This is a genomic window from Angustibacter aerolatus (genome assembly GCF_054776675.1).
This window is the reverse complement of record NZ_BAAHBM010000039.1, coordinates 1-20,966: the sequence shown is the minus strand read 5'-3', so window position 1 is coordinate 20,966 and position 20,966 is coordinate 1. Positions and strand designations below refer to the sequence as shown.

Sequence of the window (20,966 nt, the reverse complement as noted above, 5' to 3'; positions counted from 1 at the left end):
TTGGAGTCCGTACGATGAGGCGGTGACGGACCTGGTGCGCGACCCGGCGGTGCTGCCGCTCGCGGACGGCTTCGGGCGGGTGCACAGCGACCTGCGGGTGTCGGTGACCGACCGGTGCAACCTGCGGTGCACGTACTGCATGCCGGCAGAGGGGCTCGACTGGCTGCCGCGCGCCGAGCTGCTGACGTTCGAGGAGCTGACACGCATCGTGCGGGTCGCGGTCGACCTCGGCGTGCGCACCGTGCGGCTGACGGGCGGCGAGCCGCTGCTGCGGCGCGGACTGCCCGACCTGGTGGCCCAGTTGGCGGCGCTGACACCGCGCCCGCAGCTGGCGATGACGACGAACGGCCTCGGTCTCGACCGCCTCGCCGGGCCGCTGGCCGACGCCGGGCTCGACCGGGTCAACGTGTCGCTCGACACCGTCGACCGCGAGGCGTTCCACCGGCTCACGCGACGCGACCGGCTGCCGGACGTCGTCCGCGGGCTCGAGGCGGCGGCCGCGGCCGGGCTGCACCCGGTGAAGGTCAACGCGGTCGCGATGCGCGGCGTGAACGACGAGCACGTCGCCGACCTGCTCGACTGGTGCCTGCAGCGCGGGTACCAGCTGCGGCTGATCGAGCAGATGCCGCTCGACGCCCAGCACGCCTGGCAGCGCGACGCGATGGTCACGCAGGCCGAGATCCTCGAGCGCCTGTCGGAGCGCTTCACGCTGTCGACGCCACCCGGGCAGCGGGGCAGCGCCCCGGCCGAGACGTGGCTGGTGGACGGCGGGCCGGCCACGGTCGGCGTCGTGGCCAGCGTCTCGCAGCCGTTCTGCGGCAGCTGCGACCGGCTGCGGCTCACCGCCGACGGGCAGCTGCGCTCGTGCCTGTTCGCGCGCGACGAGGACGACCTGCGCGGCCCCCTGCGGTCCGGGGTCGACGACGAGACGCTCGCCGTGCTCGTCCGGCGCCTCGTGTCGTCGAAGCGCGCCGGCCACGGCATCGACGACCCGTCCTTCCTGCAGCCGCAGCGCCCCATGTCCGCCATCGGCGGCTGACGCACCACCTGCCGCTCGGGCAGGCTCGCACTCGTGGCCGACGCCCGGGCAGGTGGCTCACCCCGCCGAGTTGCGAGCAGTGGTTGCCCGACCGCGCCTGCGAGCAACCACGAGTCGCATCTCGGCACGAGGGGACGGCGGAGGAGGGGGCCCGACGCCGGGCGCACCGACGCGGCGAGTTGCCACTTCCGGGGCATGAAGAGGGCCCCGGTGCCACAGGAGTGGCAACTCGGCGGGGGACGGGTGCGGCGGGAGCGGGCGCCGCGGCGGGGTGGTGCGGCGTCAGGCGGTGGGGGGTGCGGGGGCGACCACGGGGGCGGGCTCGACCTCGCGGAGGAAGCCGCGCAGGGTGAGGAAGTCGCTCAGGTGCTCGCGGTGGTCGTCGCAGGCCAGCCAGGTCTTGCGGCGTGCGGGCTCGTGCAGCGAGGGGTTGTTCCAGCGCAGCGCCCAGGACGGCGCGGCGTGGCAGCCGCGCGCCGAGCAGCGCAGCCCGGCGGGCGCTGGCACGTCAGTCCATGCGGCGGCGCTGGCCGCCCTCGATGGCGCGCTCGGCCGGCACGTACCCGACGAGCGGGTCGGGGCGGCTGCGGCCGGCGTTCGCGGCCACCACCGCGACGTAGGGGAGGATGATCGCCGCTGCGGCGAAGGTCCAGCGCAGCCAGCCGGTGAACACGACGGCCAGCACGAAGCACAGGGTGCGGACCGACATCGAGACCAGGTAGCGCTTCATGCGGCCGTGCAGGTCGTCGTCGAGCGACGTCTGCGCACCGGTGATGCTGTGCACCTCGGGAGCGGGCGCGTGGGTGTGTCTCACCCGAGCACGGTACGCCCGCGCGGGCGGCGCCGACCGCCCAGCCATCGCGGATCGCGCCAGCGCCACGAGCCCTACGACGCCTGGCTGACGCTCGAGCAGTTGAAGCCGCGCACCCGCAGCGCGGGGACGGCGGTGCGCGGTGCGTAGTCGCCGAACTCGCGACCCAGCGTGCGCTCGGTGGCACCCGCGGCCTCGACCCGCGAGAGCATGCCGACGGGCGACTCGTTGAACCGGTAGTTGGTGACCGCGCCCACGACCTCGCCGCCCTGCACGCGGTAGACGCCGTCGCGGGTCAGGCCGGTGAGCAGCAGCGTCTGCGGGTCGACCTCGCGGATGTACCAGAGGCAGGTCACCAGCAGGCCGTCGTCGAGCCCGCGCACCAGGTCGTCGGCGCCGCCCGTGCCGCCGTCGGCCTCGAGCAGCAGGTTGCCCGCGCCAGGGGTGACCGGCAGGTCGGCGAGCCGGGCGGTGTGCCGGGTGGTCGGCAGCGCGGCCAGCCGCCCGCGGTCGATCCAGGACGCCGGGCCGATCGGCAGGCCGTTGTCGAAGACCGAGGCGCCGTCGTGGCTCGCGGTCGTGACGACGTAGGGCGCGCACTCGAGGCCGGGCGCCGTCGGGTCGCTGCGCAGGGTGAGCGGCATCTCGGTGAGCTGCTCGCCGACCCGCGTGCCCCCGCCCGGGCGGCCGAAGACGGACCGGCCCTCGTGGGCGGAGCGGGCGTCGGCGCTGAAGTAGGCGTAGAGCATCAGGTCGGCGACGGCGGACGGCGGCAGCACGGTGTCGTGCCGGCCGGCGTCGAGCTCGACGCGGCGCGCCTGCCAGCCGAGCCGCGTGACGACCTCGCCGACGAGCCCGCTGACGTCGACGGCGTCGAGCGCGGTGGCGGCGCCACCCGCCCAGGCCGACCGGGTGCGGCCGTGCGACTTGCCGTTGAGCTGCACCACCGCGGCGGGCTGCACGAACCGGCGCCGGATGCCGGTGGACGTCGCGAGGTACGTGGTCGAGGCGGTCTGCTCGGCGTACCCGAAGAGCTCGTGCTCGCCGGAGCGTGCGGCGTCGAAGGCCGCGCCGAGCTGGTCGGCGAGCCGGGCGAGGTCGGTGGCCTGCACCTCGGCGGGCGCCTCGCCGAAGCCGTCGTCGGCCGAGCCGGAGAGCAGCTCGGCGGCGTCCTCGGCCGGGGACGAGGCGCGGGCGGCGCGCTCGGCGTCGGCGACCAGCGCGGCCACCTCACCCGGCTGCACGCCGTCGCGGCTGACGATGCCCACGCGGTCGCCCCCGTGCACCGACACGACGGTGGCCGACAGCGAGCTGGTCAGGCCGTTGGTGGTGAGGGTGCTCGACGCCCAGCGCAGGTTGGCCTCGGACGCCGTGCTGACGACGACCACGACGGGGTCGGTCGCGGCGGCGACGGCCCGCTCGGCCAGCTCGGCGGGGTCGACGCTGAAGACGCTGGTGCCGCTCACGCCTGGCCCTCCTCGGTGGTGTTCAGGATGCGCACGCCGGTGAACAGCGCGGTGGGGCAGCCGTGGCTGACCGCCGCCACCTGCCCGGGCTGGCCCTTGCCGCAGTTGAAGGCACCGCCGAGCTCCCACGTGCCGGGGCCGCCGACCCGGGCCATCGAGCCCCAGAAGTCGGTGGTCGTGGCCTGGTAGGCGACGTCCTTCAGCATGCCGGTGAGGCGCCCGTGCTCGATGCGGTAGAACCGCTGGCCGGTGAACTGGAAGTTGTAGCGCTGCATGTCGATCGACCAGGACTTGTCGCCCATGACGTAGATGCCGTGCTCGACGCCGCTGATGATCTCGTCGGTGCTGGGACCGTCGGCGACCGGCTGCAGGCTGACGTTCGCCATCCGCTGGATCGGCACGTGCCCGGGGGAGTCGGCGAACGCGCACCCGTTCGAGCGCCCGGCGCCGGTGAGCGCGGCGATCCGGCGGTCGAGCTGGTACCCGACGAGGGTGCCGTCGCGCACGATGTCCCACGACTGCGTGGCCACGCCCTCGTCGTCCCACCCGGTGGTCGACAGGCCGTGCTCGACGGTGCGGTCGCCGGTGACGTGCATGAGGTCGCTGCCGTAGCGCAGGGTGCCGAGGCCGTCGGGCGTGGCGAACGAGGTGCCGGCGTAGGCCGCCTCGTAGCCGAGTGCGCGGTCGAGCTCCGTCGCGTGCCCGATCGACTCGTGGATGGTGAGCCAGAGGTTGCTCGGGTGCACGACCAGGTCGTACTCACCCGCCTGCACCGACGGCGCCTTGAGCTTCTCGGTGACCAGCTCGGGCAGCTGCGCCAGCTCGTCGGCCCACGCCCAGGCGCCCTCGTCGACGGTGCCCGCGAGGTACTCCCAGCCGCGACCGGCCGGCGGTGCCAGGGTGCGCATCGTCTCGACGCCGTCGCCGGTGACCAGCACGGCGGTCAGCACGGGCTGCACGCGCACGCGCTGCTGGGTGGTGCGGGTGCCGGCGAGGTCGGCGTAGAACTTCTGCTCCTTGACCGCACCCCACTCGGCGTCGACGTGCGTGACCCCGGCCGACAGCAGCTCGCGCGACCACGCCTGCAGCAGCTCGACCTGCTGCGACTGCGGGACGTCGAACGGGTCGACCGCGTACGAGGAGACCCACTCGCCGACGTGCACCGGCTCGTCGGCCAGCTCGACCCGCTCGGTCGACAGCGGCCGCGAGACCCGGGCCATCTGCACGGCGTCGTCGGCCGCGCGGACGGCGGCCTCGGGCGTCAGGTCGGCCGCGGACGCGAAGCCCCACGTGCCGTCGACGACCACCCGCACCGCGAGGCCGGACTGCGTCGCGTCGCCGCCACCGGCCAGCTGCCCGTCGCGCACCCGGACGTCGGCGCCGCGCACCCGCTCGACCCGCAGGTCGGCGTGCTCCGCACCCAGCTCGCCGGCGCGCTGCAGCGCGGCGTCGGCCAGCGCCTGCAGCGGCAGCCCGCGGAAGTCCTCGTCGACCTGACGTGCCACGGCGACCCCTCTCGTCGAGCCGCCCCCGGCACGGGCGCGGCTGCCTCGGCGACCCTACCCGCGGCCACCGACGACGACGCTCAGACCCGCAGCACCAGCTTGCCGACGGTGCCGCGCGAGCGGATGTCACGGTGCGCGCGGGCGGCCTCGGCGAGCGGGTAGTCGCCGCCGGCGACCGCCCGCAGGCCACCCGAGGCGGCCAGCGCGAGCAGCTCCTCCATGGCCGGCCGCAGCCCGCCGTGCCGGCGCAGCACGTGCACCAGCCAGAAGCCGACGACCGACGTCGAGCGCGCCATGAGCGACGGCACCTGCACCGGCGCGGGCGGCACCCGCCCCGCCATCCCGAACACCGCGACCCGCCCGAACGGGGCCAGGGCGGCCAGCGAGCCGTCGAACACCGGCCCACCCGTCATCTCGAGGACGACGTCGACGCCCCGCCCGCCGTTCGCCTCGCGCAGCGCGTCGCGCACGGCGGCGGCGTCGTCCAGGCCCGACACGTCGACAGCCACGTCGGCGCCCAGGTCGAGCGCGAGCTGCCGCTTCTCGGGGGTCGAGGCGGTGGCGATCACCCGGCCGGCGCCGAAGGTCCTCGCGAGCTGCACCGCGATCGTGCCGACGCCCCCGGCCGCCGCGTGCACGACGACGGACTCGCCGGCCGCGAGGCGTGCCGACGTGCGCAGCAGGTGCCAGGCGGTGGTGCCCTGCAGCACCAGCGCCAGCGCGGTGGCGTCGTCGACGGCGTCCGGCAGGTCGAAGACCACCGAGGGGTGCGCGGCGGCGACCTCGGCGTACCCGCCGCCGCCGGCCAGCAGCGCGACGACGCGTCGTCCGTCGTCGGTGCGGCCCACGACCTCGGCGCCGGGCACCAGCGGCAGGGTCTGCGGCGCGAGGTAGGAGTCCTCGGCCTGGTGGGTGTCGGCGAAGTTGACGCCCGCGCTGGTGACGGCGACGCGCACGAGGCCGTCGGTCGCCGGCTCGGGCAGGTCGTCGTGGAGGGTCAGGACCTCGGGTCCGCCGAACTCGGTGATCTGGATGCCGCGCACGGCCGGAGGGTACCGGGGCCGGGCAGCCGACGTCCGGGGCCGGCGACGTCGCGGTGTGGCACCGTTGTCATGACGGCTGGACTGTCCGAGAAGCGAGAACCGATGTCCGACAGCCGCACTCGTGAGTCAAGGCTCCTTGCACGAGCCCGGCGCGCGCAGTCACGATCAGGGGCATGACGAGCCACCAGCCGGATCCGATCTGGACCGAGGCGGTGGCCGACGAGCGCCTGCGGATGCTGCAGGGCATCGCCAACCACGTGCGCTTCGAGCACGCGGGCGAGGACGCCGAGCACCTCGAGGCCGAGCTGCGACGGCGCTGCGGGCTGCGCGACCTGGCCGTCGACGACGGCGAGGTGGCCGAGATCTGCCGCGGCATCGCGGCCGGGCGCTGGGTCGACGTGCGCCGCGTCGTGCGCAGCCTGCACCGAGCGGACGCCGGGCCGCGCTGACCGGGACGACCCGGCGCTACGTCCGGGTGGCGCCTCGCAGCGTCGCGGTCGGGAGCTCGCCGTACGCCGCGCGGTGGTCGCCGGCGAGGCGGCCGGGGTTGCCGAACCCCCAGCGGGCGGCGACCTCGGCGACCGTGACGCCGTCCCTGGCCGGGCGGCCAGCAGCTCGTCGTGCGCCCGGGCCAGCCGCACCCGCCGCAGGTAGGCGGTGGGCGTCGTCCCCACGTGCCGGGTGAACGCCGCCTGCAGGGCGCGCGCGCCGACGCCGGCCACGGCTGCGAGCTGCAGGAGGGTCAGCGGCTCGTCCGCGTGCTCCTCGATGTACGCCGTCGCGCGACGCACGGTGGCGCTGCCCGCCGGCGCCTCCGACATCGGGTCGGCGCGCATGGTGCTGTTCGGGAACACGGCGAGCAGCGCGGCGGCGACGAAGCGCGCGGTCTGGTGGGCGAGCAGCTCGTGGGCGCCCAGCGTCTCGTCCGGGTCGAGCAGCATGCCGTGCACCAGGTCCTGCACCCCCAGCCACGCGCGCTCGGCCCCGGGCGACACCGGCCGCAGGCCGTCGAGCCGCAGCCGGTGCCCTTCGCCGCACCGCTCGGCCGCGAGCGCCTCGGCCGTCGAGCGCGGCAGGCGCAGCACCTGCTCGTGCAGGTGGTCGAGCACGGCGGTGTAGTCGCGCCGGGTCGGCAGCAGCATCACCGAGCCGGGCAGCAGCCGCTCGACCTCGCTGCCACGGGCCTGCACGGAGCAGCGGCCCGCCAGGGGGCGGATGACGGTCAGCGCGGGCACCGGCTCGGCTTCGGCGACCACGTGGCCGTCGTACTCGAACCGGTCGGCGGCCAGGGCGCTGGTCGTCGTCCAGGTCAGCCCGAACGAGAACGGGGCGTCGCCGGACGTCCCGGCCGGGCGGAACCGGCTGTAGCGGCGGCTGATGAGGTCGTTCGCGACCTCGGGGTCGGACGTCGTGACGCGGCGCGGACCGGTGGGGGACGACGGGCGCGCGGGGGCCTCGGTGGCCATGCGGGCTCCGGGTGGCAGGGCCGGGTGGCAGGGCCGGGTGGCGCTCCGACGGTCGCGGCGCCACGGGCTCGAGCGCCGCCGTCATCGTGCCACGCGCACCCGTCCGACGGGGGCACCGCGCCCGCTCGCGACACGTCGCACCCCGCGGAGCCGATAGCGTTCGCCCCCATGAGCACGAGCGAGGCACAGGGGCGCGTCGTCCTGGTGACCGGCGGCAACCGCGGCATCGGCCTGGCGACCGCGCAGGCGTTCGCGCAGGCGGGTGACCGGGTCGCGGTGGCCAGCAGGCAGGGCGTGCTGCCGGACGAGCTGGCCGGCACCGGCGCCGTCGCGGTGCGCTGCGACGTCACCGACACCGCGTCGGTCGACGCCGCGTTCACCGAGGTCGAGGCGCAGCTGGGGCCGGTGGAGGTGCTGGTGGCGAACGCCGGCGTCACCGCCGACGGCCTGCTCATGCGCATGTCGGACGACGACTTCGACCGGGTGATCGACACCAACCTGGCCGGCGCGTTCCGCTGCGTGCGCCGGGCGTCGAAGGGCATGATCCGGCTGCGCCGCGGGCGCATCGTGCTGGTCTCGAGCGTCGTCGGCCTCTACGGCGCGCCCGGGCAGGTCAACTACGCGGCGAGCAAGGCGGGGCTGGTGGGCATCGCCCGCTCGGTCACCCGCGAGCTCGGTGCGCGCGGCATCACCGCCAACGTCGTGGCCCCGGGCTTCGTCGAGACGGAGATGACCGCAGTGCTGCCGGAGGCGCAGCAGCAGAGCTACCGCTCGGCCATCCCGGCCGGGCGGTTCGCCACCGCGACGGAGGTCGCTCGCGTCATCCGGTTCCTCGCCGGTGACGACGCGGCGTACGTCAGCGGTGCCGTCGTACCCGTCGACGGCGGACTCGGGATGGGGCACTGACATGGGACTGCTCGACGGCAAGCGGCTGCTGGTCACCGGGGTCCTCATGGACTCCTCGATCGCCTTCCACGTGGCGCGCATCGCCCAGCAGGAGGGCGCCGAGGTCGTGCTGACCTCCTTCGGGCGCACGATGAAGATCACCAGCACCATCGCGAAGCGGCTGCCCGTCACGCCGCCGGTGGTCGAGCTGGACGTGCAGGACGACGAGCACCTGCGCACGCTGGCCGAGCGGGTGGGCGAGCACGTCGACGGGCTCGACGGCGTGCTGCACTCCATCGGGTTCGCGCCGCAGGGGGCCTTCGACTTCCTCGAGGCCGGCTGGGACGACGTCGCGACGGCGCTGCACGTGTCGGCGTACTCGCTGAAGGCCCTGTCGGTGGCGGCGCTGCCGCTCATGCCGAACGGCGGCAGCATCGTGGGCCTCACCTTCGACGCCCGCTTCGCCTGGCCGGTCTACGACTGGATGGGCGTCGCCAAGGCGGCGTTCGAGTCGACGTCGCGCTACCTGGCCCGCGACCTCGGCCCCAAGGGCGTGCGGGTCAACGTCGTGGCGGCCGGGCCGATCCGCACCACGGCGGCCAAGAGCATCCCGGCGTTCTCCACCTTCGAGGACACGTGGGGCAAGCGCGCGCCGCTCGGCTGGGACGTGCAGGACGCCGAGCCGACCGCCCGCGCCTGCTGCGCCCTGCTCTCCGACTGGTTCCCGGCGACGACCGGCGAGATGCTGCACGTCGACGGCGGCGTGCACGCCATGGGGCAGTAGCACCAGAGGTACCGAGCAGGGGAGGTCGGCCGTGGCGGTGGTCACGCTCGACGTCCCGTGGCCGCAGACCATCGAGACCGAGCGGCTGCGACTGCGGCCGATGCGCGCCGACGACCTGCCCCTCGTGCTGCGCCTGGAGTGCGACCCGGTGGCCAAGGCGCACCTGGGCGGGCCGGTGCCGCTCGCCGTCCTGGAGCAGGCGGCGCGGGGGCCGCTGCCGGTCGAGCCGGGCGCGTTCATGGTGTGCGACCGCGCCGACGACACGGCGTTCGGGTCGCTGCAGCTCGCCCGCCGCGGGCCCGGTCGGCCGGGGCACCGCACGTCGACGGCGGCGTCCGGGCTCGGCGAGGTCGAGCTGTCGTACCTGCTCGACCCGGCGCGCTGGGGGCAGGGCCTGGCGAGCGAGGCGGTGCAGGCCGCGCTCGCCTGGCTGGCGCCGCTGGTCGACGACGACCACGTGGTCGTCGTGACGCAGGCGGCGAACGAGCGGTCGCTGCACCTGCTGCGGCGCAACGGGTTCACCGAGCGCGAGCGGTTCGAGGAGTTCGGCGAGGAGCAGGTGCTGGCGCAGCGCCCGCTGCGGGTCTGAGCCCACGCTCTGCACCCGCCCTATCGTGTGCGCATGTCGTCGTCGCGCACCCTGGTCGTGGTCCGGCACGCGAAGGCCGAGGCGGCCCCGCCCGGTGGCGACGACCACGCGCGCGACCTGTCGCCCCGCGGACGCCGGGACGCGGCGGCGCTCGGGTCGTGGCTGCGCACGCACGGGGTGCAGCTCGACCTGGTGCTCTGCTCGACCGCGGTGCGGGCCGCGCGCACCTGGCAGCTCGCCGCCGAGCAGCTGCTCGTGGCGCCGCCCGTCGAGGACCGCGCCGACCTGTACCTCGCCCAGCCGGGCCGGCTGCTGCAGGCCGTGCGCGAGGTCGACCCCGACGTCCGCCGCCTCGCCGTGGTGGGCCACGAGCCGACCCAGTCGATGCTCACCACCGCGCTCGCCGACGACTCCAGCGACCCCGACGCCGTCGAGCTGCTCGGCGAGGGCTTCGCCACCAGCGGCGTAGCGCTGCTCGAGGTCGACGTGCCGTGGGACGCCCTCGCCCCGATGGGCGCCCGCCTGACCGCGTTCGCGGTGCCGCGCTAGTCGAGAGCGACGCTGCGAGTGCGTAGAGTCTCGCGATGCTCTTCGATCTCAGCGACGGTGTGCTCGCTCCGGTGACGCGCACCACGTTCGCCGCCGAGCACGTCCTCGAGCGGACGCACCTGCAGGCTGCGATCAGGCAGCGCGTCGACGTGCTCGGCCAGGACCTGCTCGTGGTCGCCGAAGAGTTCGGCGACTTCGAAGCGACGCACCGACGCATCGACCTGCTCTGCGTCGACCGTTCGGCACGGCTGGTCGTGGTGGAGCTGAAGCGCACCGAGGACGGCGGTCACATGGAGCTCCAGGCTCTGCGATACGCCGCCATGGTGTCCGTGATGACCTTCGACGACCTGACGGCCACGTACGCCCGCCACGTCAGTGCCGAGGGTCTCGACGAGGTCGAGGCACGCGAGCGGCTGCTCGACTGGCTGGACACCCCGGACGGTGAGGAGCCGGTCGTCAGCCGCGAGGTCGGGATCGTGCTCGCCTCCGCCGACTTCAGCCAAGAGGTCACGACCACCGTTCTCTGGCTCAACGAGTTCTACGGCATGGACATCCGCTGCGTTCGTCTCTCACCCTACAAGCTCCATGGCCGGCTGCTCCTCGACGTGCAGCAGGTGATCCCCCTTCCCGAGGCCGAGGAGCTCACCGTCCGTCTGAAGCGACGGGAAGCGGCTGCCCGCGAGAGCAAGGCGCAAGGGTTCGACCTGACGAAGTACGTCGTCGTGACCCCGTCCGGACCGTCGGAGGCTCTGCCCAAGAGGCGCGCGATCCTCCGGATGGTCCACGCACTCGCCGAGTCGGGCGTCCCCGTCGAAGCACTGGCGTCGGCGCTACCGGGATCGAAGTTCCGCTCGGTGCCGGGTGTGCTGACCGGTGAAGAGCTCTGGCAGGCCTTTCGGACGCGGCATCAGCAGGCAGAGGAACGTCGGAAGCGGTGGTTCCTCGACGAACCGGTGCACTCGGCCGAGGAGACGTGGGTGCTCTTCAGCAACTGGGGTCTGAACACGGAGACCGTGCTCGAGGCACTTGTCGCGCTTCGGCCGGACGCGGTCTCTTTCCGGGCGGCCGACAGCTGAGGCGGACCTCAGGGAAGCGAATCGGCGGGGTCGAGGCCGTCGGCGGCGTCGGCCTCCTCGACCTCCTCGCGCGGGATGCCGAGCAGGTAGAGCACCGCGTCGAGGAACGGCACGGTGACCGAGGCGTCGGCCTGCTCGCGCACCACCGGCTTGGCGTTGAACGCGATGCCGAGGCCCGCGGCGTCGAGCATGTCGAGGTCGTTCGCGCCGTCGCCGATGGCCACCGTGCGCGAGAGCGGCAGGCCCTCGGCCTCGGCGAAGCGGCGCAGCGCAGCCGCCTTGCCGGCGCGGTCGACGACGTCGCCGAGCACCCGCCCGGTGAGCCGGCCGTCGCGCACCTCGAGCCGGTTGGCGTGCGCGTGGTCGACGTGCAGCAGGTCGGCCAGCGGCTGCACGACCTCGAGGAACCCGCCGGACACGAGCGCCACCGTGAACCCGAGCCGCTTCAGGGTGCGCACCAGGGTGCGGGCGCCCGGCGTCAGGCGGACGGCGGCGCGCACGTCGTCGAGCACCGCGACGTCGAGCCCGGCCAGTGCGGCCACCCGCTCGTGCAGGCTCTGCGCGAAGTCGAGCTCGCCGCGCATCGCCCGCTCGGTGACGGCAGCGACCTCCGCCTCGCGACCGGCGTGCGCCGCGAGCAGCTCGATGACCTCGTCCTGGATGAGCGTGGAGTCGACGTCCATGACGACGAGGCGGCGGCCGCGGCGGGCCAGGCCGGCGGGGGAGACCGCGACGTCGACCCCGAGGTGCCCGGCCTCGGTGGCGACCGCCCGGCGCAGGCTCGGCACGTCGCCGCCCGACACGTCGACCTCGACGGTCGTCACCGGCCAGCGGGAGATGCGGCGGATGCGGTCGATGTTCGCGCCCTGGGCCGCGACCTGCCGGGCGACCGCGGCGACGGCGGCCGGCGTCAGCGGCGCGCCGAGCAGGGTGACGTGCAGCCGTCCCCCCGCACGGCCGGGGCCCTCGCCGGTGCCGCGCTTGCAGCGCACCTTCATGTCGAGCTCCTCGGCGACGTCGAGCGCCGCCGCCCGCACCCGATCGTCGCCGTCCGTCGCCAGCAGCACCGCCAGGGTCAGGTGTCCGCGCACGACCACCTGCTCGACGTCCAGCACGGTCGCGGGGGTGCCGGCCAGCGCGGTGAACAGCGCCGACGTGACGCCCGGGCGGTCGTCGCCGCTCAGCGTCACCAGCAGGGTCGGGACGTCGGCGCTGCGCGGGGGGACCTCGACCACGTCGCGAAGGCTAGCGGGCACGCGGGTACTGGGGCCGCGAGGCCCGCATCGTGGCAACGGCCTTCGCCGGAGCGAAGGCCGTTGCCACGATCGTGCCCGTCAGGACGCGTTCACCTGGTCGCGCCAGGCGAGCCAGTCGCGCAGCGGGCCGAGGTCGTAGTCGGGGCCGTTCAGGCCGATGGTGAACAGCCGGACGCCGAGGTCGTGCAGCTGCTGCGCCGTCTGCTCGGGGCCGCCCTCGACGCCGCACGAGCGCTCGATGTCGGCGGGGTCGCGGCCCTCGGTGGCGCACCACTCGTCGAGGATCCTGACCTTGCGCTCGACGACCTCGGGGTCACCGAAGCCGTGCCAGGTGTCGGCGTGCCTCGCCACGAGGCGCAGGGTCTTCTTCTCGCCGCCGCCGCCGATCAGCACCGGGATGTGCCGGGTCGGCGCGGGGTTCAGCTTCGCGAGACGCGACTCGATGCGGGGCAGCGCCTCGCCGAGGTCGGCCAGCCGCGAGCCGGCGGTGCCGAACTCGTAGCCGTACTCGTCGTAGTCCTTCTCGAACCAGCCGGCGCCGATGCCCAGGATCAGCCGGCCGCCGCTGATGTGGTCGATGGTTCGGCTCATGTCGGCGAGCAGCTCGGGGTTGCGGTAGCTGTTGCAGGTCACCAGGGCGCCGATCTCGACGCGCTCGGTCACCTCCGCCCAGGCCGCGAGCATGGTCCAGCACTCGAAGTGCTTGCCCTCGGGCTCGCCGTAGAGCGGGTAGAAGTGGTCCCAGTTGAAGGCGATGTCGACGCCCGCCTCCTCGGCGGCGACGACGGCTCGGCGGATGTCGGACCACTCGGCGTGCTGCGGGTGCAGCTGGACGCCGATGCGGACCGGGCGGTGCTGCTGGTGGGTCACGGGGTCTGCCATGAGCGGCAGTGTGCACCCGCGAGCGGGCGCGGTCAGGTCGAGGGGGTCAGCAGGGTCGCGACGTGCGCGTCGGCGGCGCGGTGGCCGAGCCAGGCCTGCAGCGCGGGCGCCGGGAGCGGCCGGCTGAAGTAGTACCCCTGGGTGACGTCGCAGCCCATGGACCGCAGGCGCTGCAGGGCCTCCGGCGTCTCGACGCCCTCGGCGACCACCGACATGCCGAGGTTGTGCCCGAGCTCGACGACGGAGCGCACGATGGCGGCGTCGCTGGCGCTGTCGAGCATGCCGAGCACGAAGCTCTTGTCGATCTTCAGCTCGCTGAGCGGGAGGCCGCGCAGCTGGCCGAGGCTGGTGTACCCCTGCCCGAAGTCGTCGAGGCTGAGTCGCAGGCCGGCGGCGTGCAGCTCGGCCAGCACGGCGGTCGCCTGCACGGCGTCGGTGACCAGCGCCGTCTCGGTGATCTCCAGCAGCAGGCGGCAGGGCGCCACGTCGGCCCGCGCCAGCGCGTCGAGCACGACGGACGGGAACTCGGCGCGCTGCAGGCTGCGCGCCGACACGTTGACGGCGACGGTCAGCCCGGGGGCGTCGACGCTCAGCCGGCCGAGCTCCTCGAGCGCCTCGTCGAGCACCCAGCGGGTCAGCTCGTCGACGAGGCCGGTCTGCTCGGCGACCGGCACGAAGTGGTCGGGCCCGAGCAGCCCGCGCGTCGGGTGCTGCCAGCGCACCAGCGCCTCGACGGTCTCGACCGCTCCGGAGGGCTGGTGCACCTGCGGCTGGTAGTGCAGCACGAGCTCGTCGCGCTGGATGGCGCGGCGCAGCTCGGCGACGAGTGCCAGCCGCTCGGCGTCGTGGTCGTCCATGGCGGGCTCGAAGAACGCGACGCCGCTGTGCTGCTGCTTGGCGGTGTACATGGCGAGGTCGGCGCGCTGCAGCAGCTGGTCGGCGTCCCGTCCGTCGGCGGGCAGCAGCGCGACGCCGAGGCTGGCGCGCAGCGAGAGCGGCAGGCCGGCGAGCACGAGCTCGGCCTCGACCGCGGTGCGGACGTCGTCGAGCAGCGCACGCACCGACGCCTCGTCGGGCAGCCCCGGCAGCAGGAGGGCGAACTCGTCGCCGCCGAGCCGGGCCACGACGTCGCCGTCGCGCACCGCGGCGTGCAGCCGGTCACCCAGCCGCCGCAGCAGGAGGTCGCCGTTCCGCTGGCCGAGCGTGTCGTTCACCTCGCGGAAGCGGTCGAGGTCGAGCAGCACCACCGCGCCGCCCCGGCCGCCCCGCGCGGCGGCGGCGGCCTGCTCGCCGACGAGCCGGCGCAGCTGGGTGCGGTTCGGCAGCCCGGTGAGCGGGTCGTGCTCGGCGAGGTGGTGCAGGTCGACGGCGTGCGCGGTGACGCGTCGCGTCAGCCAGGCGGAGATGCCCGCCAGCACGAGGTAGAGCAGGCCCAGCCCGGCGGCCAGCGACAGGTAGAGGCGGTGCAGCCCGGCGTCCAGCTCGTGGGCGATCCGGTCGTACGGCACGTAGACCTCGAGGACGCCGCGCGCGGAGCCGGTGAGCGGGTCGACGAGCGGCACGTAGCTCTCGACGACGCGCTGCCCGACCGGTCCGGAGTCGTCGCTGTCGGCGTTCAGCCGGGTCAGCTCGGCGCTGGCACCGCCCCGCAGCGCCTCGAGCGCCTCGTCGTCCGGCGTCCCCGCGGAGGCCCCGGCGTCCGGGCCGTCGGCGAACACGACGCGGCCGTCGGCACCCCGCAGCCGCAGCCTGGCCAGGTGGCCGCCGGCGGTCTCGGAGGTCGACAGCAGCCGCAGCCGCTCGTGCTCGAGCGTCCCGAGGGTCGAGGGCAGCGGCCCGTCGTCGAGCACCACCTCGTCGAGCAGCCGGCCGATCGCCTGCGCCTGCTCGCGACCGGCCTCGACGCCGCGTCGCTCGACCTCACCGCGGTACTGCTGGGCCAGCAGGGCCCCCAGCACCACCACGGGCAGCAGGCTGAGCACCGCGAAGCGCCCGAACAGGCGCAGCGTGGCGCCGCCCGGCGCTGTGGACCCCATGCTGCTCGTCATCGGCGCGCGGGCGCGCCGACTGGAGGGTTCTGTCAGGACCCTGAACGAACCGACCAGCGGGTCAGCCCGGGACGACCTGGCCCTTGCCGATGACGACGAGCCCGGAGTCGGTGACGCTCAGCCCCCGGGCCCGGTCCTCCTCCGGGTCCATGCCGATGCGCGCGTTGTCGGGGATGACGACGTTCTTGTCGACGATCGCCCGGCGGACGACGGCGTGCCGGCCGACCTGCACGCCGTCGAGCAGCACGCTGTCGCTGACCGTCGACCACGAGTGCACGTAGCAGCCGGGCGACAGCACGGAGTTCTCGACCATCGCGCCGGAGACGACGACGCCGGGGGAGACGGAGCTGTTCACGGCGTGACCGATGCGGCCGTGCCACCCGTGCACGAACTTGGCCGGCGGGTGCGGGCCGTAGTCGGTGTAGATGGCCCAGTCGTAGTTGTAGAGGTTGAAGACGGGGTACACGGAGACGAGCTCCATGTGCGCGTCGTAGTACGAGTCGAGCGTGCCGACGTCGCGCCAGTAGTCGCGGTCGCGGTCGGTCGACCCCGGCACGTCGTTGTCCTTGAAGTCGTAGACGCCGGCCTCACCGCGCGACACGAAGTCCGGCACGATGTCGCCGCCCATGTCGTGCTTCGTGTCCTCCTCGTCGGCGTCGCGGGTGACGGCGTCGACGAGGGCGTCGGTGTCGAAGACGTAGTTGCCCATCGAGGCCAGCACCTCGTGCGGTGCGTCCGGCAGGCCGACCGGGTCCTTCGGCTTCTCGAGGAACGCGCGGATGCGACGCGGGTCGGCCGGGTCGATGTCGATGACGCCGAACTGGTCGGCCAGCTCGATCGGCTGCCGGATGGCCGCGACGGTGGCGCCGGCCCCGGACTCGATGTGCTGCGCGACCATGTGGCTGAAGTCCATGCGGTACACGTGGTCGGCGCCGACCACCACCACGATGTCGGGCTTCTCGTCGTTGACGAGGTTCAGGCTCTGGAAGATGGCGTCGGCGCTGCCGAGGTACCAGCGCTTGCCGACCCGCTGCTGCGCCGGCACCGGGGCGATGTAGTTGCCGAGCATGTTCGACATGCGCCAGGTCTTGGTGATGTGCCGGTCGAGGCTGTGCGACTTGTACTGCGTCAGCACGACGACCTTGAGGAAGCCCGAGTTCACGACGTTCGACAGCGCGAAGTCGATGAGCCGGTAGATGCCGCCGAAGGGTACGGCCGGCTTCGCGCGGTCGGCGGTCAGCGGCATCAGGCGCTTGCCCTCACCGCCCGCCAGGACGATCGCCAGGACCTTGGGGTTGCGCGGACGTCGGGCCATGTCGCGAACCTAGTCGCAACGGTGTCGCGCGGCGAGACCTGGGTCACACGACGGGACTAAGGTCGGCGCGTGCGCATCGACGTCCTGAGCCGCGAGTACCCGCCCGAGGTCTACGGGGGCGCCGGCGTGCACGTCGCCGAGCTGGTCCGCGCGCTGCGCGGCGACCCGGCGCTCGACGTCCGCGTGCGCTGCTTCGGCGCCCCGCGCGACGAGCCCGGCACCACGGCCTACCCCGACCCGGCCGAGCTCGCCGGCGCCAACGCCGCCCTGCGCACGCTCGGCGTCGACCTGCCGATGGCGGGGGACTGCGCCGGGGCCGACGTCGTGCACTCGCACACCTGGTACGCCAACCTCGGCGGGCACCTCGCCGGCCTGCTGCACGGGCGCCCGCACGTCGTCACGGCCCACAGCCTCGAGCCGCTGCGCCCGTGGAAGGCCGAGCAGCTGGGCGGCGGGTACGCCCTGTCGTCGTGGGTCGAGCGCACCGCCTACGAGGGTGCGGCCGCGGTGATCGCGGTCAGCGCCGGCATGCGGGCCGACGTGCTGCGCAGCTACCCGGCGGTCGACCCCGACCGCGTGCACGTGGTGCACAACGGCATCGACACCGCGCTGTGGTCGCGGCGAGAGCGGCCGGACGCCGTGCGCGCGCTCGGCGTCGATCCGGACAAGCGGTCGGTCGTGTTCGTCGGCCGGATCACCCGGCAGAAGGGTCTGCCGTACTTCCTGCGCGCGGTGGCCCAGCTGCCGCCCGACGTGCAGGTGGTGCTGTGCGCCGGCGCGCCCGACACCGCCGAGATCATGCAGGAGGTCACCGGGCTGGTCGGCGGGCTGCAGCAGCACCGCGACGGCGTGGTGTGGATCGACCGCATGCTCGACCGCGAGGACGTCGTCGCCCTGCTGTCGTCGGCCACGGCGTTCGCCTGCCCGTCGGTCTACGAGCCGCTCGGCATCGTGAACCTGGAGGCGATGGCCTGCGAGACGGCCGTCGTCGGCACCGCCACCGGCGGCATCCCCGAGGTCGTCGACGACGGCGTCACCGGTCGCCTGGTGCCGATCGAGCAGGTGCAGGACGGCACCGGTACCCCGGTCGACCCCGACCGCTACGTCGCCGACCTGGCCGCCGCGCTGATCGAGACCGTCGAGGACGTCGACCGGGCGCGCGCCTGGGGGCTGGCCGGCCGACGGCGTGCGGTCGAGGAGTTCGCCTGGACGACGGTCGCAGAGCGCACGCTCGACGTGTACCGCGCCGCCCTGCAGGCATAGCCGCTCAGTCCTCGATGACGTCGAGGCCGCGCTCGCGCAGCGACGCCAGGCCGTCGAGCATCCGCCGCACGTCCTCGGGCGGGTGCGGCGTCCACTGCTCGAGCTCGCGGACGACCCGCAGCGGGTGCCGGCTGCGGTACGACTCGGTCGGGTTGCCCGGGAGCTTCTTGTCCGTCACGTTCGGGTCGTCCTCGAACGGCCCCAGCGGCTCGACGACGTACACGTGGCCGCGCTCGTCGTCGCCGGCCAGCGCCGACGCGAGCTGCGCACCCCAGGCCGCCGTGCTCTCGAGCGTCGTGAAGTAGACGTGCCGCATCAGGCGCTGCGGCTGGAAGTTCGACGCGCGCCCGGGCACCAGCTCGGCGCCCGGTGCGAGCAGCGCCCGGGTGCCGTGCAGGAACGGGCCCCCCACGTGGTCGTGGTGCTCCGGCGTCACCGGCACCCGGTCTCCGTCGCGCTCGTCCGTGCTCATCGGGCCATGCTCTCGCGGACGCCGGGCCCGCGGGCACCCTGACCCGACCCTGACCGCGACCCTGAGCGCCAGCCTCTTCGCTCAGGGCGATACCCCGTGGATGCTTGTCGGTCGGCTGTGGAAAGGTCGTCGCGTCACACTTCAGCCACGGGGGAGACCGCCCATGATCGAGGCCAGGCACCTGACCAAGCGCTACGGCAGCACCACCGCCGTCGACGACCTGAGCTTCACCGTCCGGCCCGGCACCGTCACGGGCTTCCTCGGCCCCAACGGCGCCGGCAAGTCCACGACCATGCGCATGCTGCTCGGGCTCGACCGCCCCAGCGGCGGCGAGGCGCTGATCAACGGTCAGCCGTACTCCGCGCTCAAGGGGCCGCTGCACCACGTCGGCTCGCTGCTCGACGCCAAGGACGTGCACCCCGGGCGCACCGCCCGGGCCCACCTCGGCGCGCTCGCGCTCAGCAACGGCATCCCGCGCCGCCGGGTCGACGAGGTGCTCGACCTCGTCGGGCTGTCGTCCGTCGCCGGCAAGCGCATCAAGGGCTTCTCGCTCGGCATGTCGCAGCGGCTCGGCATCGCCGCCGCCATGCTCGGCGACCCCGAGGTGCTCATGTTCGACGAGCCGGTCAACGGCCTCGACCCCGAGGGCATCCTCTGGATCCGCAACTTCATGAAGGCGCTGGCCGCCGAGGGCCGCACCGTCTTCGTCAGCAGCCACCTCATGAACGAGATGGCCGTCACCGCCGACCACCTCGTCGTCATCGGCCGCGGCCGGCTGCTGCGCGACGAGCCGACGCAGGCGTTCATCGACGCGTCGTCCGGCACCAGCGTGCGGGTCCGCTCGCCCCACCTCTCGCAGCTCGCCGAGCTGCTCACCGGCCAGGGCCTGCGGCCGACGTCCGTCGACGGCGCGCTGAAGGTCGTCGACACCACGCCCGAGGCGGTCGGCGAGCTCGCCGCCGCCCACGGCCTCACCCTGCACGAGCTGGTCACCGAGCACGCGTCCCTCGAGGCCGCGTTCATGGAGATGACGAGCGACAGCGTCCAGTACCACGCGGAGGCCCCCGCCGCCGCGGTCCTCGAGGAGGCGGCCAAGTGAGCACCGCGACCACCGCCCGTCCCCGCACCGACCTGGTGCCGCCGTCGACCGACGGCTTCGTGCACGTGCTGCGCGCCGAGTGGCTCAAGCTCTGGTCGGTGCGCTCCACGGCGTGGACGCTGCTGGCCACGTTCGTCGTCACCGTCGGCATCTCGATGCTCGCCGTCTGGGGCACCATGCAAGGCGTCCAGGACGGCCAGGACGTCGGCCCCTTCGACGCCACGAGCCTCACGCTCGCCGGTCTCGGCTTCGGCCAGCTGGCGATCGCCGTGCTCGGCGCGATGGTGATCTCGACCGAGTACAGCACCGGCGGCATCCGCTCGACGCTCACCGCGACCCCGCACCGGCTGCGGCTGCTCGGCGCCAAGGCGCTCGCGTTCGTCGTCGTCTCGTTCGTGCTGGGGCTGGTCTCCTGCTTCGCGGCGTACTTCATCGGCCGGCTCTTCCTGCTGGACCAGTTCCACACCGACCTCGGCGACCCCGGGGTGCTGCGGGCGGTCGTCGGCGGGGCGCTGTACCTCGTCGGCAGCGGGATGTTCGGCTTCGCGCTCGGCGTGCTGCTGCGCAACACCCCCGCCGCCATCACCATCGCGGTCGCGCTGCTGCTCGTCGTGTCGCCGCTCACCGGGCTGCTGCCGGGCGACTGGGGCGACGCGATCCAGATCCGCTTCGTGTCGAACGCCGGCCAGCAGATCACCAACGCGCAGCCGCTGCCCGACCAGCTCAGCCCGTGGGCCGGCTACGCCTGGTTCACCGGCGAGTGGCTGCTGCTGCTCGCGGTCGGGGCGGGCCTCATGCGCCGCCGCGACGCCTGACCGGTCGCACCGCGAGCGCCGTCGCCCGGCTCAGTCGAGCCGGGCGACGGCCTCGTTCACGGCGGCGGTGAGCGCCCGGCGTCCGACCGACGACAGCCGGCGCAGGGTGGTGGCGCGGGCTCCGGCCTCGTAGCCGGAGACCGAGCCGCCGTCGTCCGCCCCGGCCAGCTCGGCGATGCCCTGCACCCGCCAGGCCAGGTCGACGACCCGGATCGCCCGCGGCGAGCTGCCCGGCGGCAGCAGGTGCCCCGGGCCGGCGCCGTGCCGCAGCTCGTCGATGCGGTGCGCCTCGTCGTCCGGCCAGCGCGCGACGTCGAGGTCCTGCAGCGCGCTGATGCCCTGGGCGAGCGCCTCGCGCAGCTCGCGCTCGGCCTCCGCGACGCTGCCGTGGTCGGTGGCGCCGCGCCCGGCCGCCGCGTGCACCCGCCAGGTCACCTGCGCGCCCGGCTCGAGCGCCGACCCGAACTCGGCCACCTCGGGCACCACGGCGCAGAACGGCCCGCCCACCGCCACCAGGCACTCGCCGGCCTCCAGCGCCTCGGCGTTCACGGCGGGCGGGCCGGGCAGGCCGAGCACCTCGCCGGGCGCCGGCAGCACCGCGCG

The 20,966-nt window shown here is 74.4% G+C and carries 21 protein-coding genes; 9 read left to right on the top strand and 12 right to left on the bottom strand.

Annotated features, from left to right (window positions below; all coding sequences use genetic code 11):
• The first annotated feature begins 22 nt into the window (after positions 1 to 22).
• A complete protein-coding gene (gene moaA, locus ACYVI6_RS10755; RefSeq protein ID WP_460446366.1) occupies positions 23 to 1,039 on the top strand; it encodes a GTP 3',8-cyclase MoaA in 1,017 nt (338 codons plus the stop codon).
• A gap of 282 nt (positions 1,040 to 1,321) precedes the next feature.
• On the opposite strand, the gene ACYVI6_RS10750 is transcribed toward moaA, so the two are convergent.
• The 6 genes from ACYVI6_RS10750 to ACYVI6_RS10725 form a co-directional block, all read right to left on the bottom strand.
• Entirely contained in the window at positions 1,322 to 1,546 is a 225-nt protein-coding gene (locus tag ACYVI6_RS10750; RefSeq protein WP_460446365.1) for a hypothetical protein, read from the bottom strand.
• A 1-nt stretch (position 1,547) separates the two neighbouring features.
• Positions 1,548 to 1,853, bottom strand: coding sequence for a DUF3099 domain-containing protein (locus tag ACYVI6_RS10745; protein ID WP_460446364.1), 306 nt, complete (start codon positions 1,851 to 1,853; stop codon positions 1,548 to 1,550).
• A gap of 71 nt (positions 1,854 to 1,924) precedes the next feature.
• Complete coding sequence (locus ACYVI6_RS10740; protein WP_460446363.1) at positions 1,925 to 3,316, bottom strand: metallopeptidase TldD-related protein; 1,392 nt, start codon at positions 3,314 to 3,316, stop codon at positions 1,925 to 1,927.
• Positions 3,313 to 4,821 carry a TldD/PmbA family protein gene (locus ACYVI6_RS10735; RefSeq protein WP_460446362.1) on the bottom strand — a complete coding sequence of 503 codons (1,509 nt, stop codon included), beginning with the start codon at positions 4,819 to 4,821 and terminating at the stop codon, positions 3,313 to 3,315. The genes ACYVI6_RS10740 and ACYVI6_RS10735 overlap by 4 nt, the downstream gene beginning before the upstream one ends.
• Positions 4,822 to 4,901: 80 nt before the next feature.
• Positions 4,902 to 5,864, bottom strand: coding sequence for an NADPH:quinone oxidoreductase family protein (locus tag ACYVI6_RS10730; RefSeq protein ID WP_460446361.1), 963 nt, complete (start codon positions 5,862 to 5,864; stop codon positions 4,902 to 4,904).
• A complete protein-coding gene (locus ACYVI6_RS10725) occupies positions 5,819 to 7,330 on the bottom strand; it encodes a helix-turn-helix domain-containing protein (protein ID WP_460446360.1) in 1,512 nt (503 codons plus the stop codon). The genes ACYVI6_RS10730 and ACYVI6_RS10725 overlap by 46 nt, the downstream gene beginning before the upstream one ends.
• Before the next feature lie 168 nt (positions 7,331 to 7,498).
• Between ACYVI6_RS10725 and fabG the strand changes: the two genes are divergently transcribed.
• From fabG to ACYVI6_RS10700, 5 genes are read left to right on the top strand one after another with little or no spacing between them, the layout of a single operon-like run.
• On the top strand, positions 7,499 to 8,236 hold the full coding sequence (gene fabG / locus ACYVI6_RS10720) for a 3-oxoacyl-ACP reductase FabG (protein WP_460446359.1): 738 nt from the start codon (positions 7,499 to 7,501) through the stop codon (positions 8,234 to 8,236).
• Position 8,237: 1 nt separating this feature from the next.
• Positions 8,238 to 8,999, top strand: coding sequence for an enoyl-ACP reductase FabI (gene fabI / locus ACYVI6_RS10715; protein ID WP_460446358.1), 762 nt, complete (start codon positions 8,238 to 8,240; stop codon positions 8,997 to 8,999).
• A gap of 31 nt (positions 9,000 to 9,030) precedes the next feature.
• Positions 9,031 to 9,588, top strand: coding sequence for a GNAT family N-acetyltransferase (locus ACYVI6_RS10710; protein WP_460446357.1), 558 nt, complete (start codon positions 9,031 to 9,033; stop codon positions 9,586 to 9,588).
• Between the two features lie 33 nt (positions 9,589 to 9,621).
• Positions 9,622 to 10,137, top strand: a complete 516-nt coding sequence (locus ACYVI6_RS10705; protein WP_460446356.1) for a SixA phosphatase family protein — start codon at positions 9,622 to 9,624, stop codon at positions 10,135 to 10,137.
• 35 nt (positions 10,138 to 10,172) lie between these two features.
• Entirely contained in the window at positions 10,173 to 11,213 is a 1,041-nt protein-coding gene (locus tag ACYVI6_RS10700; protein ID WP_460446355.1) for a hypothetical protein, read from the top strand.
• A gap of 8 nt (positions 11,214 to 11,221) precedes the next feature.
• Here the strand turns inward: ACYVI6_RS10700 and serB are convergent, their stop codons facing one another.
• From serB to glgC, 4 genes are all read right to left on the bottom strand, one after another.
• Positions 11,222 to 12,448 (bottom strand): phosphoserine phosphatase SerB, encoded by a 1,227-nt coding sequence (gene serB / locus ACYVI6_RS10695; RefSeq protein WP_460446354.1) that lies wholly within the window; start codon positions 12,446 to 12,448, stop codon positions 11,222 to 11,224.
• Positions 12,449 to 12,547: 99 nt separating this feature from the next.
• Complete coding sequence (locus tag ACYVI6_RS10690) at positions 12,548 to 13,351, bottom strand: LLM class F420-dependent oxidoreductase (RefSeq protein ID WP_460446353.1); 804 nt, start codon at positions 13,349 to 13,351, stop codon at positions 12,548 to 12,550.
• Positions 13,352 to 13,383: 32 nt separating this feature from the next.
• Positions 13,384 to 15,387: a putative bifunctional diguanylate cyclase/phosphodiesterase gene (locus ACYVI6_RS10685; protein ID WP_460446352.1), complete on the bottom strand. Its 2,004-nt coding sequence runs from the start codon at positions 15,385 to 15,387 to the stop codon at positions 13,384 to 13,386.
• A gap of 73 nt (positions 15,388 to 15,460) precedes the next feature.
• Positions 15,461 to 16,714: a glucose-1-phosphate adenylyltransferase gene (glgC, locus tag ACYVI6_RS10680; RefSeq protein ID WP_460446351.1), complete on the bottom strand. Its 1,254-nt coding sequence runs from the start codon at positions 16,712 to 16,714 to the stop codon at positions 15,461 to 15,463.
• Between the two features lie 69 nt (positions 16,715 to 16,783).
• Here glgC and glgA point away from each other — a divergent pair, with 69 nt between their 5' ends.
• The gene (glgA, locus tag ACYVI6_RS10675; protein ID WP_460446350.1) at positions 16,784 to 17,977 is read left to right on the top strand and encodes a glycogen synthase; all 1,194 of its coding nucleotides are present in this window, start codon (positions 16,784 to 16,786) and stop codon (positions 17,975 to 17,977) included.
• A gap of 4 nt (positions 17,978 to 17,981) precedes the next feature.
• Here the strand turns inward: glgA and arr are convergent, their stop codons facing one another.
• Positions 17,982 to 18,449: an NAD(+)--rifampin ADP-ribosyltransferase gene (arr, locus tag ACYVI6_RS10670; protein ID WP_460446349.1), complete on the bottom strand. Its 468-nt coding sequence runs from the start codon at positions 18,447 to 18,449 to the stop codon at positions 17,982 to 17,984.
• A gap of 163 nt (positions 18,450 to 18,612) precedes the next feature.
• Here arr and ACYVI6_RS10665 point away from each other — a divergent pair, with 163 nt between their 5' ends.
• A complete protein-coding gene (locus tag ACYVI6_RS10665; protein WP_460446348.1) occupies positions 18,613 to 19,548 on the top strand; it encodes an ABC transporter ATP-binding protein in 936 nt (311 codons plus the stop codon).
• Positions 19,545 to 20,363 carry an ABC transporter permease gene (locus ACYVI6_RS10660; protein ID WP_460446347.1) on the top strand — a complete coding sequence of 273 codons (819 nt, stop codon included), beginning with the start codon at positions 19,545 to 19,547 and terminating at the stop codon, positions 20,361 to 20,363. Before ACYVI6_RS10665 ends, ACYVI6_RS10660 begins: the two co-directional genes overlap by 4 nt.
• Before the next feature lie 30 nt (positions 20,364 to 20,393).
• Here the strand turns inward: ACYVI6_RS10660 and ACYVI6_RS10655 are convergent.
• Positions 20,394 to 20,966, bottom strand: a 573-nt coding sequence (locus ACYVI6_RS10655) for a hypothetical protein (RefSeq protein WP_460446346.1), incomplete at its 5' end; no start/stop codon positions are given.